General features: G+C 70.6%; 14 protein-coding genes and 1 rRNA gene. 6 read left to right on the forward strand and 9 right to left on the reverse strand.

All coding sequences use genetic code 11. The features are described from left to right. The first annotated feature begins 91 nt into the window (after window positions 1-91). From HNR09_RS00775 to hutI, 6 genes are read left to right on the forward strand one after another with little or no spacing between them, the layout of a single operon-like run. Complete coding sequence (locus tag HNR09_RS00775) at window positions 92-871, forward strand: IclR family transcriptional regulator (protein WP_179540314.1); 780 nt, start codon at window positions 92-94, stop codon at window positions 869-871. 2 nt (window positions 872-873) lie between these two features. Further along, the gene (locus tag HNR09_RS00780; RefSeq protein WP_179540315.1) at window positions 874-2586 is read left to right on the forward strand and encodes a urocanate hydratase; all 1713 of its coding nucleotides are present in this window, start codon (window positions 874-876) and stop codon (window positions 2584-2586) included. A gap of 28 nt (window positions 2587-2614) precedes the next feature. Then, window positions 2615-3952 carry a YjiH family protein gene (locus HNR09_RS00785; RefSeq protein WP_179540316.1) on the forward strand — a complete coding sequence of 446 codons (1338 nt, stop codon included), beginning with the start codon at window positions 2615-2617 and terminating at the stop codon, window positions 3950-3952. Next, entirely contained in the window at window positions 3949-5235 is a 1287-nt protein-coding gene (locus tag HNR09_RS00790; RefSeq protein WP_179540317.1) for an allantoate amidohydrolase, read from the forward strand. The genes HNR09_RS00785 and HNR09_RS00790 overlap by 4 nt, the downstream gene beginning before the upstream one ends. Beyond that, window positions 5232-6506, forward strand: coding sequence for a formimidoylglutamate deiminase (locus HNR09_RS00795; RefSeq protein ID WP_343047393.1), 1275 nt, complete (start codon window positions 5232-5234; stop codon window positions 6504-6506). Before HNR09_RS00790 ends, HNR09_RS00795 begins: the two co-directional genes overlap by 4 nt. Window position 6507: 1 nt before the next feature. Beyond that, window positions 6508-7674, forward strand: a complete 1167-nt coding sequence (hutI, locus tag HNR09_RS00800; protein WP_179540318.1) for an imidazolonepropionase — start codon at window positions 6508-6510, stop codon at window positions 7672-7674. A 25-nt stretch (window positions 7675-7699) separates the two neighbouring features. On the opposite strand, the gene HNR09_RS00805 is transcribed toward hutI, so the two are convergent. The 9 genes from HNR09_RS00805 to rrf all read right to left on the reverse strand — a co-directional run bounded on the left by HNR09_RS00805 (window position 7700) and on the right by rrf (window position 16201). Next, on the reverse strand, window positions 7700-8734 hold the full coding sequence (locus HNR09_RS00805; RefSeq protein ID WP_343047394.1) for a site-specific tyrosine recombinase XerD: 1035 nt from the start codon (window positions 8732-8734) through the stop codon (window positions 7700-7702). 7 nt (window positions 8735-8741) lie between these two features. Continuing rightward, the gene (gene pyrG, locus HNR09_RS00810; RefSeq protein ID WP_179542934.1) at window positions 8742-10436 is read right to left on the reverse strand and encodes a CTP synthase; all 1695 of its coding nucleotides are present in this window, start codon (window positions 10434-10436) and stop codon (window positions 8742-8744) included. Window positions 10437-10500: 64 nt separating this feature from the next. After that, complete coding sequence (gene recN / locus HNR09_RS00815) at window positions 10501-12276, reverse strand: DNA repair protein RecN (protein WP_179540320.1); 1776 nt, start codon at window positions 12274-12276, stop codon at window positions 10501-10503. Beyond that, a complete protein-coding gene (locus HNR09_RS00820; RefSeq protein ID WP_179540321.1) occupies window positions 12273-13298 on the reverse strand; it encodes an NAD kinase in 1026 nt (341 codons plus the stop codon). The genes recN and HNR09_RS00820 overlap by 4 nt, the downstream gene beginning before the upstream one ends. 17 nt (window positions 13299-13315) lie before the next feature. Next, the gene (locus HNR09_RS00825; RefSeq protein ID WP_179540322.1) at window positions 13316-14125 is read right to left on the reverse strand and encodes a TlyA family RNA methyltransferase; all 810 of its coding nucleotides are present in this window, start codon (window positions 14123-14125) and stop codon (window positions 13316-13318) included. Between the two features lie 25 nt (window positions 14126-14150). After that, a complete protein-coding gene (locus HNR09_RS16300) occupies window positions 14151-14279 on the reverse strand; it encodes a hypothetical protein (protein ID WP_281366331.1) in 129 nt (42 codons plus the stop codon). Continuing rightward, complete coding sequence (locus HNR09_RS00830) at window positions 14276-15091, reverse strand: HAD-IIA family hydrolase (RefSeq protein ID WP_179540323.1); 816 nt, start codon at window positions 15089-15091, stop codon at window positions 14276-14278. Before HNR09_RS00830 ends, HNR09_RS16300 begins: the two co-directional genes overlap by 4 nt. Further along, window positions 15088-15951, reverse strand: a complete 864-nt coding sequence (locus tag HNR09_RS00835; RefSeq protein WP_343047395.1) for a tetratricopeptide repeat protein — start codon at window positions 15949-15951, stop codon at window positions 15088-15090. Before HNR09_RS00835 ends, HNR09_RS00830 begins: the two co-directional genes overlap by 4 nt. Before the next feature lie 133 nt (window positions 15952-16084). Beyond that, window positions 16085-16201, reverse strand: a 5S ribosomal RNA gene (gene rrf, locus HNR09_RS00840). Window positions 16202-16315: the final 114 nt, after the last annotated feature.

The raw sequence follows: 16315 nt of genomic DNA on the forward strand, positions 1-16315 counted from the left end.
GAAATTCGCGTTTCAATAAGTGAAACGCACTCTCGCCGTCTTGGCAAGGCCCGCCGCACGGGCCGGGAACAGAAGAGGAGATGCCCACAGCATGGCTGAACCGTCGACACGCACTGTGGCCCGCGCGCTGGAGCTGCTGGCCGCCGTCTGCGATGCCGGGGACCTTCCGCTGACCGACGCGGCCCGCCGGACCGAGCTCTCCTCCTCCACCGCGCTGCGCCTGCTGCGGACCTTGGAGGGAGCCGGCTTCGTGCGCCGCGACCCGGACGGGACGTTCCGACCCGGGCTGCGGATCATGCAGCTCGGCGCCCAGGCGCTCAGCTCGGAGTCACTGGTGTCGCTGGCCGCGGACCCGCTGCGCCGTCTCGTCGAAGCCACCGGAGAGTCCTGCTACCTCAGCGTGCCGCATCTGCGGGGCGCTCGGGACGGGCACGGGATCTACCTGGCCATGGAGGAGGGCACCCATTCGGTGCGCCACACCTCATGGGTGGGCCGGACCGTCCCGTTGGACGGCACCGCCGTGGGCGCGGTGCTGCGCGGCGAGGCCCCGACGGACGGGCCGGAGGCCGGCTACGTGGTGGTCGAGGACGCCGTCGAGTCCGACGTGACCGCCATCGCCGCGCCGGTGCGCGTGGCCACCTCGGCAGAGACCGGCCCCGGGGCCGGCGCCATCGTGGCCGCGCTGTCCATCGTCGCCCCCTCCTACCGGATGAGTCCCCAGCGTGCCGCTGACCATGGCCGACTGGTCGCCCAGGAGGCTCGCGGCATCCTGCATGCCGCCGAGGATCACACACCTCAGGACCACACCGCCCAGGACCACACACCTCAGGACCACACACCTCAGATCCACCTCGAAGAAAGGGATCGCTGATCATGACCGACGCGACCACCGCTCGCCACGACTCGACCCGACGGATCCGTGCCGCCCGCGGCTCGGAGCTGACCGCGAAGAGCTGGCAGACCGAAGCACCGCTGCGCATGCTGATGAACAACCTCGACCCCGAGGTCGCCGAGCGCCCCGAAGATCTGGTCGTCTACGGAGGCACCGGTCGCGCCGCCCGCAGCTGGGAGGCCTATGACGCCATCGTCTCCACTCTGGCCGACCTCGAGGAGGACGAGACCCTGCTGGTCCAGTCCGGCAAGCCTGTGGGAGTCCTGCGCACCCACCGCTGGGCGCCGCGGGTGCTGCTGGCCAACTCGAACCTGGTCGGCGACTGGGCGAACTGGCCCGAATTCCGCCGGCTCGAGGCCGAGGGCCTGATGATGTACGGCCAGATGACCGCCGGCTCCTGGATCTACATCGCGACCCAGGGCATTCTGCAGGGCACCTACGAGACTTTCTCCGCCGTCGCGAAGAAGATGCACGCCAAGGGCCGGATCACCGAGCCGACGCTCGCCGGCACGCTCACCGTCACCGGCGGCTGCGGCGGCATGGGCGGAGCCCAGCCGCTGGCCGTGACGCTCAACGGGGGCTCCTGCCTCATCGTCGACGTGGACGAGACCCGGCTGCGCCGCCGTCAGGCCAAGCGCTACCTGGACGACGTCGAGACAGACCTGGACGCGGCCCTGGCGAAGGTCGTCTCCGCGCAGCAGGAGCGCCGTCCGCTCTCCGTCGGCTACGTCGGCAACGCCGCCGACGTCTTCCCGGAGCTGCTGCACCGCCACCGTGCCGGAGAGCTCAGCGTCGACATCGTCACCGACCAGACCTCCGCCCATGACCCCCTGTCCTATCTGCCGGTGGAGCACACGGTGGGCGACTGGGCCGCCGAGGCCGAGGCCGACCCGGTCGGCTTCACCAAGAAGTCCCAGGCCTCCATGGCCCGCCAGGTCGAAGCGATGGTCGGCTTCCAGGACGACGGCGCCGAGGTCTTCGACTACGGCAACTCCATCCGCGACGAGGCCCGCCACGCCGGCTACGAGCGCGCCTTCGAGTTCCCCGGCTTCGTCCCGGCCTACATCCGCCCGCTGTTCTGCGAGGGCCTCGGGCCGTTCCGCTGGGTGGCGCTCTCCGGCGACCCCGAGGACATCCGGGTCACCGACGAGGCCATCAAGGAGCTCTTCCCGGAGAACGAGCACCTGCACCGCTGGATCGACGCCGCACAGAAACACGTGGAGTTCGAGGGCCTGCCAGCACGCATCTGCTGGCTCGGCTACGGCGAACGCCACCAGGCCGGCCTGCTCTTCAACCGCCTCGTCGCCGAGGGCAGAGTCTCCGCGCCGATCGTGATCGGCCGTGACCACCTCGACTCCGGCTCCGTGGCCTCCCCGTACCGGGAGACCGAGGCCATGGCCGACGGGTCGGACGCCGTCGCGGACTGGCCGCTGCTCAACGCGCTCACCTCCACCAGCTCCGGCGCCACCTGGGTCTCCATCCACCACGGCGGCGGAGTCGGCATGGGCCGCTCCATCCACGCTGGCCAGGTCGGCCTGGCCGACGGCACCGACCTGGCCGCGGAGAAGCTCGAGCGGCTGCTCACCAACGACCCCGCCATGGGCGTGATCCGCCATGTCGACGCCGGCTACGACCGCGCCGACGAGGTGGCCGCCGAGCGTGGCGTCCGGGTCCCGATGCGTCCCCGCGGCTGACCGCAGGGACTCGCGGAAGGCTCACCCCATGGACCGCACAGACGCCACGCACCGGACAGCTCCGACCCGGCCACGAGGCCGCTGGAGGTTCTTCCTGTACAGCGGGATCGGGATCCTCATGTTCTTCGTGCCGGTCACCCTCGGCGAGACCACCACGATCCCCCTGGACCACCTCGTCTCCGGGCTGCAGGAGCTGCTCGGAGGCGCCACGGCCTACGTCGCCCTGGCGATCATCCTGGCGGGCACCGTCCGACCCTTCGTGACGGGACGGTGGCGGCAGTCCCCGGCGCGCACGGTGTTCGCACTGCTGAACATCCTCGGACTGGCCACCAGCATCATGATCGTCACCGGCGCCGGACCGGAGTTCCTCTTCGCCCCGGACCTGGGACCTTTCCTCTATGAGGCCCTGGTGATCCCGGTCGGCCTGCTGGTCCCGGTGGGCGCCGTCTTCCTGGCGCTGCTGGTCGGCTACGGGCTGATGGAGTACCTGGGGGTCCTGATGCAGCCGGTGATGCGCCCGCTGTGGCACACCCCGGGCCGATCGGCCATCGACGCGGTCGCCTCCTTCGTGGGCAGCTACTCGCTGGGACTGCTGATCACCAACCGGGTGTACACCTCGGGCCGGTACACCGGACGTGAGGCGGCGATCATCGCCACCGGGTTCTCCACGGTCTCGGCGACCTTCATGGTCGTGGTCGCCCGCACTCTGGACCTGATGCATCTGTGGCTGTGGTACTTCTTCCTGACGCTGGTGGTGACCTATGCGGTGACGGTGATCGTGGTGCGCATACCGCCGATCAGCCGGATCCCCGAGGAATACTTCCCGGGGGCGACCCCGCAGCCGGAGGAGCGGATCAGCTCAGGGCGGCTCCGCGCCGCCTGGCGCGCCTCCGGAGAGTCCCTGGAGGCCGCCCCGGGTGTGGTCCGCAACATGAGCAGGAGTTTCCTCGACGGTCTGCTCATGGCGATGCAGATCCTGCCCTCGATCATGTCGATCGGGCTGATCGGGCTGATTCTGGCCACCTTCACGCCCGTCTTCGAATGGCTCGGCTACCTGTTCCTTCCGCTGACCTGGGCCCTGCAGCTTCCCGACCCGCAGCTGGCCGCCACCGCCTCCGCCCTGGGGATCGCGGAGATGTTCCTTCCCGCCACCCTGGTGGCCGGTCACGAGTCGGAGCTGCTGCGCCTGGTCATCGGCGTGGTCTGCGTCTCGGGCATCATCTTCTTCTCCGCCCTGGTGCCCTCCGTGCTCGCCACCGAGATCCCGGTGAAGATCTGGCAGCTGGTGGTCATCTGGGTGCAGCGGGTGCTGCTGACCCTGCTCTTCGCCACTCCCCTGGCCGCACTGATCATAGGAGTCACATGACTGAGACCTCATCCGCCGTCAACTCACTGATGGCCGCCATCGCCGACGTCGGCACCGATCCACGTCGCGGAGGCTACAGCCGGCCGGTGTGGTCACCGGCCGAGAAGGACCTGCGCGCCTGGTTCCTGCAGGAGGCCCACGCCCGGGGTCTGGACACCGAGGAGGATCGCAACGGCATCCTCTGGGCATGGTGGGACCTGCCCGCCCCGGCGCGTGCAGAATCCCTGGAGGGCTCGAGGCGGGGCGCCCTGGTGACCGGCTCCCACCTGGACTCGGTCCCCGGCGGGGGCGCCTTCGACGGTCCCCTCGGAATCGCGTCGGCACTGGCCGCCGTGGATGTGCTGCGCACCCGGGAGGCCACCGGCACGCTGCGGCGCCGTCGGGCGCTGGCCGTGGCCGTCTTCCCCGAGGAGGAGGGCTCCCGCTTCGGCGTGGCCTGCCTCGGGTCCCGGCTGCTGAGTGGCGCCATTTCCACGCAGAAGGCCCTGGCGCTGCGCGACGCCGACGGCGTCACCTTCGGCGAGGCGGCCCGCGCCGAAGGGCTGGACCCCGCCCATATGGGAGTCGACCCCGAGGCCCTGGCCCGCATCGGGCAGTTCGTGGAGCTGCACGTGGAGCAGGGACGCGGGCTGAACTCCCCCGACCACCTCACCGACGGCGCTCCCGCCCTCGCGGTGGGCTCCACCATCCTGGGCCATGGCCGCTGGCGGATCGCCTTCCACGGTCAGGGCAACCACGCCGGGACCACTCTGATGGCGGACCGCTCCGACCCGATGGTCGCCGCCTCCGAGACGGTGCTCGATGTCCGCCGGCTGGCCAGGACCCAGCCCCAGGCGCGCGCCACCGTGGGCCGGCTGGAGCCGGTCCCCGGGGGCACCAACGTCATCGCCTCCAGGGTGGACCTGTGGATGGACGTGCGCCACCCCGACGACGCCGTGACGGCGGGCCTGGTCGAAGACATCTGGCGCCACGCCCAGCAGGCCGCGCTCGGCGAAGGCTGCACTGCGGAGCTGACCGAGGAGTCCTTCTCCGGGACCGTGCACTTCGACCCGCAGCTGGCCGCCACGCTGACCGAGTCGGTCCGACGCACCGCCCCCACGGCGCCGCTGCTGCCCACCGGCGCCGGCCACGATGCGGGAGTGCTGGCCTCGGCGGTGCCCACCGGGATGATCTACGTGCGCAACCCCAGTGGCGTCAGCCACGCCCCGGAGGAGCATGTCGAGGATGACGACGCCACCCTCGGCGTCCAGGCTCTCGCCGACGCCCTGGAGGAGCTGCTGTGAACATCGCCGACCGCACCACCCTCACCATGCCCGGGCCGGTCAACGCGCACTCCCATGCCTTCCACCGGCTGCTGCGGGGCCGCACCCACGCCGGCCCGCACGGCGCCCCCGGGGACTTCTGGCGCTGGCGGGAGGAGATGTACCGGTCCGCCGAGTCTCTGACCCCGGAGACCATGGAGCGGCTGGCCACCGCCGTCTATGCGGAGATGGCCGCCGCCGGCTGGACCGCCGTGGGCGAGTTCCACTACCTGCACCACGGTCTCGATGGCACCCCCTACGGGGCCGAGGACGACGGAGAGCACGCCATGGAGCGGGCCATGGCCCGGGCCGCCCGGACCGTGGGCCTGCGCCTGGTCCTGCTGGACACCTGCTACCTGCGCGGTGGGCTCTCCCCTGCCGGGGAGCAGCTGGAGCTCAGCCCTGTGCAGCGTCGCTACGCCGATGCCGACGTCGGCGCCTGGGCCTCGCGCTGGGGACGGCTGCGTGCCGCTCTCGCTGAGGAGGACGCCGGAGCCGGGCTGGTCAGCCTGGGGGCGGCGGTGCACTCCCTGCGTGCCGTGGACGCCGCTCAGCTCGCCGAGATCGCCGGCTGGGCCGCGGAGCACCCCGAGGTGCCGCTGCACATCCACCTCTCGGAGCAGCCGGCGGAGAACGCGGCGGTGCAGGCCGCCCAGGGGATGAGCCCGACACGGCTGCTGCACGAGCACGGGCTGCTCAGTCCGCGGCTTTCCGCGGTCCACGCCACCCATCTCAGCGAGGAGGACATATCCCTGCTCGGGGAGGCTCGGGCCACCGTAGTGATGTGCCCGACCACCGAGGCCGACCTCGGTGACGGCATCGGCCCGGCCCGAGAGCTCGCCGATGCCGGGGTGGTGATCGCCCTCGGTTCGGACCAGCACGCCGTGGTGGATCCCTTCCTGGAGATGCGTGCCCTGGAACACGGCGAGCGGCTGCGCAGCGGCGAGCGCGGACGGTTCAGTCCGGCCCAGCTGCGCCGGGCCTCCTCGGACGCCGGCCGGAACAGCCTCGGACTGCCGGCAGATGCCGCCGAGGCGGAATGCGCTGACGATGCCGTCGTGGTGGACTGCGGCTCAGCCCGCACAGCCGGCGGGCACCCAGAGCAGCTGCCGCTGAGCGCCACCGCCGCGGATGTGCTCTCCGTACGCGTGGGCGGTGAGGAGATCGCCCGTGAAGGCCGGCACCTTCAGCTCGGGGACCCGGCAGAGCTGTACCACGCTCTGTTCACCGACCATCCCGAGCTCAGGAGCTGAGATGACCAGCACCAACCACTCCAGCACTGTGATCACCGGCATCGGTGAGCTCACCACCGTCGACCCCGACCACCGAGTGCTCCAGGATGCCGCCGTGGCGATCGAGGACGGCCGGATCGCCTGGATCGGCCCCACGCGTCGGGCACCGGCGGCCGACGTCCGGTGGGACGCCGGCGGCCGTGCCGTGCTGCCCGGCTGGGTGGACTCCCACACGCACCTGGTCTTCGCCGGGGACCGTGGGGCCGAGTTCGAGGCTCGCATGGCCGGGGAGTCCTACAGCGCCGGCGGCATCGGGGTCACCATGGCCGCGACCCGCGCCGCAGACGACGCCGAGCTCGCCAGGCTGCTCGCCGCCCGAGTGGCGGAGGCTCGGGCGGGCGGCACGACCTTCCTGGAGACCAAGACCGGCTATGGGCTCAGCGTGGACGAGGAGGTGCGGCACGCCCGACTGGCCAGCGAGGCCGCCGACGTCGTCACCTTCCTCGGGGCGCATCTGGTGCCGCCGGGCGCGGAGGCCGACGAGTATCTCGACCAGGTGTGCGGCCCCATGCTGCAGGCGGTGAAGGACCATGTGCAGTGGGCCGATGTGTTCTGCGAGCGCGGCGCCTTCGACGAGGACGCCTCCCGGCGGGTGCTCCTGGCCTGCCGAGAGGCCGGGCTCGGGCTGCGCGTGCACGGCAACCAGCTCGGCCCCGGCCCTGGGGTACGGCTGGCCGTGGAGCTGGGCGCGGCCAGCGTGGACCATGTCAACCACCTCGAGGACGCCGACGTCGAGGCTCTTGCCGGCTCCTCCACGGTGGCGACCTGTCTGCCGGCCTGTGATCTCTCCACCCGGCAGCCGCTGGCGCCGGGACGGCGTCTCCTCGATGCCGGAGCGGAGATCGCTCTGGCGTCGAACTGCAACCCGGGCACCAGCTACACCACGGCGATGGGCTTCTGTGTGGCCACCGCTGTGCTGCAGATGAAGCTGAGCCTGCACGAGGCAGTGCGCGCGGCCACGATGGGCGGGGCCCAGGCGCTGCGCGTGGCTGAGGAGGTCGGTTCCGTGGAGCTCGGCAAGCGCGCCGACCTGCAGGTGCTCGACGCCCCGGCGGCGATCCACCTGGCCTACCGGCCGGGGATGCCGCTGACCCACACGGTGTTCAAGGACGGCCGGCCCGACGCCTGAGGCCGGTACGAGAGCCCAGGTGCGGTCAGAGCGCCCGCGGGTGGGCCGAGGCGTAGCTCTCCTGGAGCGCCTCCGCGGTGACCTTGGTGTAGATCTGGGTGGTCGTCACCGAGGCGTGGCCCAGCATCTCCTGGACCATGCGAATCCCGGCCCCGCCTTCGAGCATATGGGTCGCGCAGGAGTGGCGCAGCGTGTGCGGCGACACCTCGGTCTCGATCCCCGCCGTCTCGGCATGGCGGCGCAGCACCGTCCAGGCTGACTGCCGCGAGAGCCGCCCGCCGCGCTGGTTGAGGAACAGCGCCGGGGAGGAGGCTCGCCGTCGTGCCGCCCGGGCCACTGCCTCGGCCAGGGCGGGACGCCCGGCGGTCAGGTAGTCCGCCACCGCCTGCTGCGCGTAGCTGCCCACCGGCACGACCCGCTGCTTGTCCCCCTTGCCCGTGACCCGCACCACGACCAGGCCGTCCCGGGAGCGGGTGCCGGCCTCGCGCAGCTCCACGAGGTCGTCGACATCGAGGCTGACGGCCTCGGTGATGCGCACCCCGGTGGCGTAGAGGAACTCCAGCAGAGCCCGGTCCCGCAGGCCCAGCTCCGTGGTGCGGTCCGGAGCCTCCAGCAGGCGGTGCACCTGATCCACGGTGAGCGCCTTGGGCAGGGACTGTCGGGGCTTGGGGGCCGAGACCTGCGCCGCGGGGTCCCCCGGGCTCCGCCCTTCAGCGGCCCAGTGCCGGTGCAGTCCGCGCACGGCGGCCAGCACCCGGGCCATCGACCGCTGGGAGAGCATGGAGCCGCCGTCGGCGCCGGTGCTCAGCCCCCGCAGGAAGGCGGCGACCGTCTCCTCCTGGACCTGGCGCGGGGCGGTGATGCCCTCTCCGAGCAGGTGCGCGCCATAGCGCAGCAGGTCACGTCGGTAGGACGCCAAGGTGTTGGCGGAGGATCCGCGCTCGATGCGCAGATGCGTCAGGTAGTCCTGGATCTCCCGGCCCACCGGGCTCTCCGGCACCGCCTCGCGCAGTCGGCGATGACGGTCCCGGAGCTCGTCGGCGTCGCCGGTCTGCTCCACCGGGTGCTCAGCCGCGGCGGTCCAGCCCGGCCTTGATGAGCCCGGCGAACAGCGGGTGCGCATCGGTCGGCCGGGACTTCAGCTCCGGGTGGGCCTGGGTGGAGACGTAGTAGGGGTGGGTCGCCCGGGGCAGCTCCACAAACTCGACCAGGCGCCCGTCGGGAGAGGTCCCGGAGAACACCAGGCCCGCCTCGGTGAGCTGCTCACGGTAGGCGTTGTTGACCTCGTAGCGGTGCCGGTGGCGCTCAGAGATCGCTGACGCGCCGTAGGTCTCAGCCACCACGCTGCCGTCGGCGAGGACGGCGTCGTAGGCGCCCAGCCGCATGGTGCCGCCCAGATCCCCGTCGCCGGAGACGATGTCCTTCTGCTCGGCCATCGTGGCGATCACCGGATAGGCGGTATCCGGATCGAACTCCGTGGAGTTCGCCTCGGAGAGTCCGGCCACGTTGCGCGCGTACTCCATGACCATGGTCTGCAGTCCCAGGCACAGGCCCAGGGCCGGGATGCCGCGCTCACGAGCGTGACGGAAGGCGCCGATCTTGCCGTCGAGTCCGCGCACCCCGAAGCCTCCGGGCACGCAGATGGCGTCCACGCCCTCCAGCGCCTTCGCCGCGCCCTCCTCGGAGGCGCACAGGTCGGAGGCCACCCACCGGATCTTGGTCTTGGCCCGGTGGGCGAAGCCACCGGCGCGCAGCGCCTCTGTCACCGAGAGGTAGGCATCGGGCAGGTCGATGTACTTGCCGACCAGCGCGACCTCGACCTCATGGTCTGGGTGATGAACGACATCGAGCAGGCGGTTCCACTTGGACCAGTCGACGTCTTTGAACTTCAGGTCCATCTTCTGCACCACATAGGCGTCGATGGCCTGCTTGTGCAGGATGCGCGGGATGTCGTAGATGCTCGGCGCGTCTGCACAGGTGATGACCGCGTCGTCGTCGACGTCGCACATCCGCGAGATCTTCCCGCGGACGTCCTGGGGCAGCTCACGGTCGGATCGCAGCACAATGCCGTCGGGCTGGATGCCCAGGCTGCGCAGGGCGGCCACGGAGTGCTGGGTCGGCTTGGTCTTCAGCTCCTGGCTGGGGCCGATGTAGGGCACCAGAGAGACGTGCAGGAAGAAGACGTTCTCCCGGCCCACGTCCTGGCGGACCTGGCGGGCAGCCTCCAGGAACGGCTGAGACTCGATGTCACCGACGGTGCCGCCGATCTCGGTGATGATGACGTCTGGGACCTCGCGGTCGTCCTCGGCCTCAGCGGGCAGGCGCATGCGGCGCTTGATCTCGTCGGTGATGTGCGGGATGACCTGGACGGTGTCGCCCAGGTAGTCGCCGCGGCGTTCGCGCTCGATCACCGCAGAGTAGATCTGCCCGGTGGTGACATTGTTGAGGCCGTCGAGGTTCTCGTCGAGGAAACGCTCGTAGTGGCCGATGTCCAGGTCGGTCTCGGCACCGTCCTCGGTGACGAAGACCTCACCGTGCTGGAAGGGATTCATCGTGCCCGGATCCACGTTCAGATAGGGATCGAGCTTCTGCATCACGACGGAGAGCCCGCGTGCCCGGAGCAGATGCCCCAGGGATGAGGCGGTGAGCCCCTTGCCGAGAGAGGAGACAACACCCCCGGTCACGAAGATCTGACGAGGCGTCTGGGGACTGGACTGGTTCCGGGAACTGTTTCGATGCACCACGGAGTTCAAGGCTATCAGGCCCGCACCTCCGGCAGTAGTCCTGGAGGGGATTGCCGGTGTGCGATCTCCCTCACCTGCGGGATCAGCCGGCGCCGGCCGCCTCGAGGAGCTCCTTGGCGTGGGCGCGTGCGGAGGCCGAGTCCTCCTGCCCGGCGAGCATCCGCGCCAGCTCGCTGACCCGCTCCTCCTCGTCCAGCGCGCGGACGTCGGAGGCGGTGAACCCCCCGGCGGAGGAGGCGTCCTCCACGGAGGACTTGTAGACCCGGATGTGGTTCTGCGCCCAGGCGGCGACCTGCGGCAGGTGAGTCACCACGATGACCTGCACGTGCTCGGCCAGCATCGCGAGCCTGCGGCCGATCTGCACAGCGGCCTTGCCGCCGACACCGGCATCGACCTCGTCGAAGATGAAGGTCCCGGCGGAGTCGTGGGCCGCCAGCACCACCTCGATCGCGAGCATCACCCGGGAGAGCTCACCGCCGGAGGCCCCCTTGCCCAGCGGCAGCGGCTCGGCGCCGGCGTGCGGGGCCAGGAGCATGGCGACGACGTCGGCCCCGTGGGGCCCCAGCTCCTCGGTCTCAGTGACGTCCACGACCATCCGGGCGTGCGGCATAGCCAGGGCTGCGAGCTCCTCCCCCACGGCTTCGGCGAGCCGATGGCCGGCCTCGGTCCGCCGGCGGCGCAGCTCGGAGGCCTGCTCCTGGAGGGCCAGCTCGAGCTGGCCGATCTCGGCGGTGAGCCGGGTGATCCGGTCGTCGTCGCTCTGCAGCGTGTTCAGCCGGCGTCGGGCCTCCTCGGCCCAGGCCAGCACAGCATCGACGTCGGGTCCGTAGAGTCTGGACAGCCGGTCCAGGTCCGCGCGGCGCTGGTGCACCTCGCCCAGCCGTTCAGGGCCGGACTCATCGAGGTTCGCCGCGTAGATGCCCAGCTGGGAGGCCGCGTCGTCGAGCAGGGAAGAGACGGAGGCGATCTGCTCGGCGATGTCGGCCAGCTCCTCGTCCTGGTCCTGCACGGGGGCCAGTGCCGTGGAGGACGCCTCGACCAGTTCGACCGCATGGGGCCCTTCGGAGAGCGTCTCAGCCGCATCCGGGCCGGAGAGCGCGTGCTGGGCGGTACGTGCCGCCTCCCGGAGAGCCTCGACGTTCTCGAGCTTGAGGGACTCGGCCTTGAGCCGTTCATCCTCACCGGGCTGCGGGTCGACCTCGTCGATCTGCTCGAGCGCCTGCTGGAGCTGCTCGGCCTCGAGCCGGCGCTCGCGCTCATGGGTGGTGATCTCCTCCAGCTCGGCGCGTCGGGTCTGGTATTCCTCGAAACGAGCGCGGTACTCCCGTGCCAGGGCGGCGAACTCCTGACCGGCGTAGCTGTCCAGCGCCCGCCGCTGCGCGGCCACGGACTTCAGACGCAGCTGGTCCGTCTGGCCGTGGACGGTGACCAGCGCGGAGCCGATCTCTCCGAGCAGCGAGATGGGCACGCTCCGTCCGGAGACGCTCGCACGGCTGCGACCTTTGGCGCTGACCGCACGGCCGAGAAGCAGCGCGGCCTTCTCCACTCCCGCCCGCTCCGAGCCCGGCGCATCTGTCTCGTCGGGGTCGGCGTCGTCGATCCAGGCTCCCGCCTCGCGGGCGAGACGCATGGATCGGTGATCGGAGGCGACCCGCAGCTCGGCGTCGACGGCAGCACGGGGGGCCCCGCTGCGCACGGCGCTGGCATCGGCCCGGGAGCCCAGCAGGAGGCCGAGGGCGGTCACGACCATGGTCTTGCCCGCTCCGGTCTCACCGGTGACGACGTTGAGCCCCGGGTCCAGCTCGAGCTCGGCACGTTCGATGACACCGAGGTCGCTGATGGTCACGTGCTCGATCATGGGGCGTCTCCCTGCGTGTCTCCCGGAGTGCCCGCCGTCATCTCTGAACCCATCGGGTGGGCCGCGGGGCGTTCGTCCGTGGTGACGGTGTTGCTCGCGTCCACCGGGCCGCGCCAGCCTGAGGTCGGAAGGTTGAACTTGTCCACGAGCCGCTCGGAGAACGGCGTCTGGTGGACCCGGGCGAGCAGGACGGGCTCGTCCGATCGGGTGACCTCCACCCGGGAGCCGGCGGGCAGCTCGGTGGAGCGACGGCCGTCGCACCACAGCACGCCCTGTTCGTCCTCACGCTGAAGGACCTCGACGGCGAGGACCGAGTCCGGGGCCACGACCAGGGGGCGGGCGAACAGCGCGTGGGCGGAGATGGGCACCATGACCAGCGCCTCGACCTCGGGCCAGACCACCGGCCCCCCTGCGGAGAACGCATAGGCGGTGGATCCGGTGGGGGTCGCCATCACGACGCCGTCACAGCCGAAGGCGGAGATGGGCCGTCCGTCGACCTCCACGACGAGGTCGACCATGCGTTCCCGGGAGTGCTTCTCCACGCTGGCCTCGTTGAGCGCCCAAGTGCTGCCGACATGTTCGCCGGCGTGCCAGACCTGCACATCGATGGCCATCCGGCGCTCCACCGTGTAGTCCTGATCGACCACCCATTCGACCGAGGAGTCCAGCTCGGTGCGCTCGGATTCGGCGAGGAAACCCACATGGCCCAGGTTGACGCCCATCAGAGGAAGCTCAGCGCCTCGGACCAGCTCGGCTGCCCGGAGGATGGAACCGTCCCCGCCCAGGACCATGCCCACCTCACATCGGGACAGCGGGACCTCTTTTCCTGCGACGGCGAGGGGGACGTCCCGCAGCCGGTCCCCCACGACCTGGGCGAGGGACTCGATGTCCCGGGCGAGCATGACCGGGGTCAGTCCGGCCTGATGGAGCCTCTCGGCGACAGTCGCGGCGGCGTCCACGGCGTCATGGCGCCCGGTATGGGCGAGTACCAGGATCTCCCGCCTGCGGTCCGCCTCCGTCATGGCACCTCCAGTGTGGTTCAGTCGTGGTAGTCGAGCTGTTCCAGCCTAGCGGCCAGGACCGACGCGCCGCTGCACGGCTCCCCCGCGCCGCCCTCGGGGCTACGCAGATGGAGGAAGAACTCGAGGTTGCCGTCCTGGCCGGGCAGCTGGGAGCGATGGGCGGCGAGCAGGCGCAGCCCGGTCTCCTCCGCGGAGTCCACCACACCGATCACCGCCTCCCGTCGCAGGTCAGGGCTGGTGACCACGCCGGTGCGGGAGAGCCGCTCACGGCCCACCTCGAACTGCGGCTTGACCATCAGCAGCAGGTCCGCGCCGACGGCGGCCTGGGCGGCGAGCTGAGCCATCACCAGGCGCAGCGAGATGAAGGAGAGGTCGGCGACGATCAGCGCGAATGGCTCCCCGAGAGCACCCGGCTCCAGGTGTCTCAAGTTCAGTCCCTCGTGGTTCTCCACCCGGGGGTCCTCGCGCAGTCCCACGGCGAGCTGGTCATGTCCGACGTCGACGGCGACCACCCGAGCGGCACCACGGTCCAGGAGGACCTGGGTGAATCCTCCGGTCGAGGCACCGGCGTCCAGACAGCGCCGACCGGCCACGACGATATCGGGGCGGGCCTTCAGGGCGCCGAGCAGCTTGTGCGCCGCTCGGCTCACCCAGGGGTCCGTGACGGTGACCTTCACCGACTGGCCCGGCCGCACGGCGGCTGAAGGCTTGGTGACCGTGAGTCCGTCCAGGGTCACGGCGCCGGCGCTGATCAGCTGCCCCGCGCGGGTGCGGCTGGCCGCCAGTCCTCGGGCGACCAGGGCACGGTCGAGTCGTTCGGTAGGCATCGGGTGGCGTCGCTCCTCGGCCGACTCAGTCCCGAGCCGTGGCCTCGAGCCGGGCCGACAGGTCACGATGCAGCTGCTCGGCGGCACCGATGTGCTCCTCGAGCTCCTCCAGTGTCATACCCTGAGGGTCCTCCTGAGGGGACGTATGCGTCATGTCACGGCTCCTGCGGGATCCTCGGCGAACAGCTCGGACAGCGAATCGATCACATGGTCCGGGCGGTGGGCGGTGTCGGCTGCGGCGGCGCTCTCCCGAGAGTCGATGCCGGTCAGCACCAGGACTGTGGTGAATCGGGCACGGTTGCCGCCGAGGATGTCGGTGTCGAGCCGGTCGCCGATGACCAGCGGCGCCTGGAGCCCCAGAGACTCGGCGGCCTGCTGGAACAGCAGCGGCTCCGGCTTCCCTGCCGCAGTGGGGATCGTCCCGGTGGCCCGGCCGATGGTCTCGACGAGCGCTCCGTTGCCGGGGGCGATGCCGTGTTCGCGCGGGATGGTCATGTCCAGATTGGTGGCGAACCAGCGGGCGCCGTCGTTGACAGCGAACGCCGCCTCAGCCAGATCCGTCCAGCGCAGCTGGGGATCGAAGCCTTGGATGACCGCGGCGGGACGAGCGGCGGCGGAGTCCACGACGCGATAACCCGCCGCCTCGACCAGCTGACGCAGGTAGGCGCTTCCGGTGACCATGACCTTCGCCCCCGCGGGGACCTCGCGGCCCATCAGAGCTACGCCGGCAGGCGCGGAGCCGAAGACCTCACTGGCCGAGGCCACCATGCCCAGGTCGTTCAGATGCGCAGCGATCTCCTCGGCCGAGCGGGAGGCGTTGTTGGTCACGAAGCCGCAGGGGGTTTCTCGGCGACGCAGCTCCTCGAGAGCAGACACCGCCCCGTCGACGGCCCGGGGCCCCGCGTAGAGCACACCGTCGAGGTCGAAGAGGACACCGTCGTGCTGGTCCATCAGGCTTCGGCTCATGCCTCGCCCTCCGCGCGCTGCTCCTTGTCCGGAGTTCCCATGACGTCCTTCACCTTAGGCAGCGCGGCAGGTTCGTCGTCGAAGTCCATGATCTCCGGCGACTCGAACGCACCGGTGCCCAGAGCCTGCTCCGCCACGAACGACTGACGGCGCCACTGCTGGGCCTCGTCCTGCCGTCCCACGTGCTCCAGCGCCTCGGCGTAGGCCGAGAAGAGCCGCGGAGAGAAGCTGAAGGCCCGATCCTTCTGCAGCTCCGGAACCTCCAGGGCGCTGACGGCGGACGCATGATCGCCCAGGTCCGCATGCGCGCCGGCGACGACGATCGCCAGTTCTGCGCGAATCGCACCCTTGAGCTGACGCGCCTCTTCGCTCTCTCCGAGTTCCACGGCCTTCTCCGGACGGCCGAGCCCGCGTTCACAGTCCGCCTGGACCGGCAGGTGCGCCTGGTCCCCACTGATGCGGCGGTAGGTGCGCAGCTCACGCACGGCCTCGGCATAGTCGCCGGCGGCATAGGAGGTGAGCCCCACCGCCTCTCGCACCAGCGCGAGGCGACCCCCACGACGGGACGCCGCCAGGGCGTGCTCCTGAGCGAGGGCGGGATCGACGTCGATCAGCCTGCCCGCCATCACCAGATGCTTGGCGACCAGCTTCCGATTGTTGTCATTGAGGGTGCCCAACTGTCGGGAGGCCTCACGGTCGAGCTCACGGCCGGTGACGTCCTCATCGATCTCCGGCGACCGCGCACGGTCCTCGCGATTGGAGCGGCGCATGTCGTGCGGCCGCCGCGAGGGGCGCTGGTCGGGGCGCTCGGGCCGGCCGCGGTACGGCCCCCGGCGTCGATCGTCGTCTCGAGAGTTCACTGATCCAGGATACCTTTCCGGACGGAGTCGGCGGCTCAGGGGAGCTGCGGACTCTCATGGTCCGCACACACGACAAGAGCCGAGGCGGAGAATCATCGTTGACTCTCCGACTCGGCTCTTGCACTGAAGTGGTGTCCGGCGGTGACCTACTCTCCCACACACTCCCGTGTGCAGTACCATCGGCGCTGTGGGTCTTAGCTTCCGGGTTCGGGATGGGACCGGGCGTTTCCCCCACGCTATGACCGCCGTAACTCTCTCAACCCAACCACACACCACCACAAGCATGGCGTATGACGGGTAAACCTGTTACGAAACACTGTTCAATTCTCACCACCCACCCACACCACAACAAACATCGTCCATG

This window comes from Nesterenkonia xinjiangensis (assembly GCF_013410745.1).
GTDB classification, from domain to species: Bacteria; Actinomycetota; Actinomycetes; order Actinomycetales; family Micrococcaceae; genus Nesterenkonia; species Nesterenkonia xinjiangensis.

Excerpts from the sequence above, each read along its gene's own strand:
- recN (WP_179540320.1), bottom strand. The coding sequence starts at position 12,276 with ATGATCGAGCACGTGACCATCAGCGACCTCGGTGTCATCGAACGTGCC.
- HNR09_RS00820 (WP_179540321.1), bottom strand. The coding sequence starts at position 13,298 with ATGACGGAGGCGGACCGCAGGCGGGAGATCCTGGTACTCGCCCATACC.
- HNR09_RS00780 (WP_179540315.1), top strand. The coding sequence starts at position 874 with ATGACCGACGCGACCACCGCTCGCCACGACTCGACCCGACGGATCCGT.
- HNR09_RS00785 (WP_179540316.1), top strand. The coding sequence starts at position 2,615 with ATGGACCGCACAGACGCCACGCACCGGACAGCTCCGACCCGGCCACGA.
- HNR09_RS00790 (WP_179540317.1), top strand. The coding sequence starts at position 3,949 with ATGACTGAGACCTCATCCGCCGTCAACTCACTGATGGCCGCCATCGCC.
- hutI (WP_179540318.1), top strand. The coding sequence starts at position 6,508 with ATGACCAGCACCAACCACTCCAGCACTGTGATCACCGGCATCGGTGAG.
- HNR09_RS00830 (WP_179540323.1), bottom strand. The coding sequence starts at position 15,091 with ATGAGCCGAAGCCTGATGGACCAGCACGACGGTGTCCTCTTCGACCTC.
- HNR09_RS16300 (WP_281366331.1), bottom strand. The coding sequence starts at position 14,279 with ATGACGCATACGTCCCCTCAGGAGGACCCTCAGGGTATGACACTGGAG.
- HNR09_RS00825 (WP_179540322.1), bottom strand. The coding sequence starts at position 14,125 with ATGCCTACCGAACGACTCGACCGTGCCCTGGTCGCCCGAGGACTGGCG.
- HNR09_RS00775 (WP_179540314.1), top strand. The coding sequence starts at position 92 with ATGGCTGAACCGTCGACACGCACTGTGGCCCGCGCGCTGGAGCTGCTG.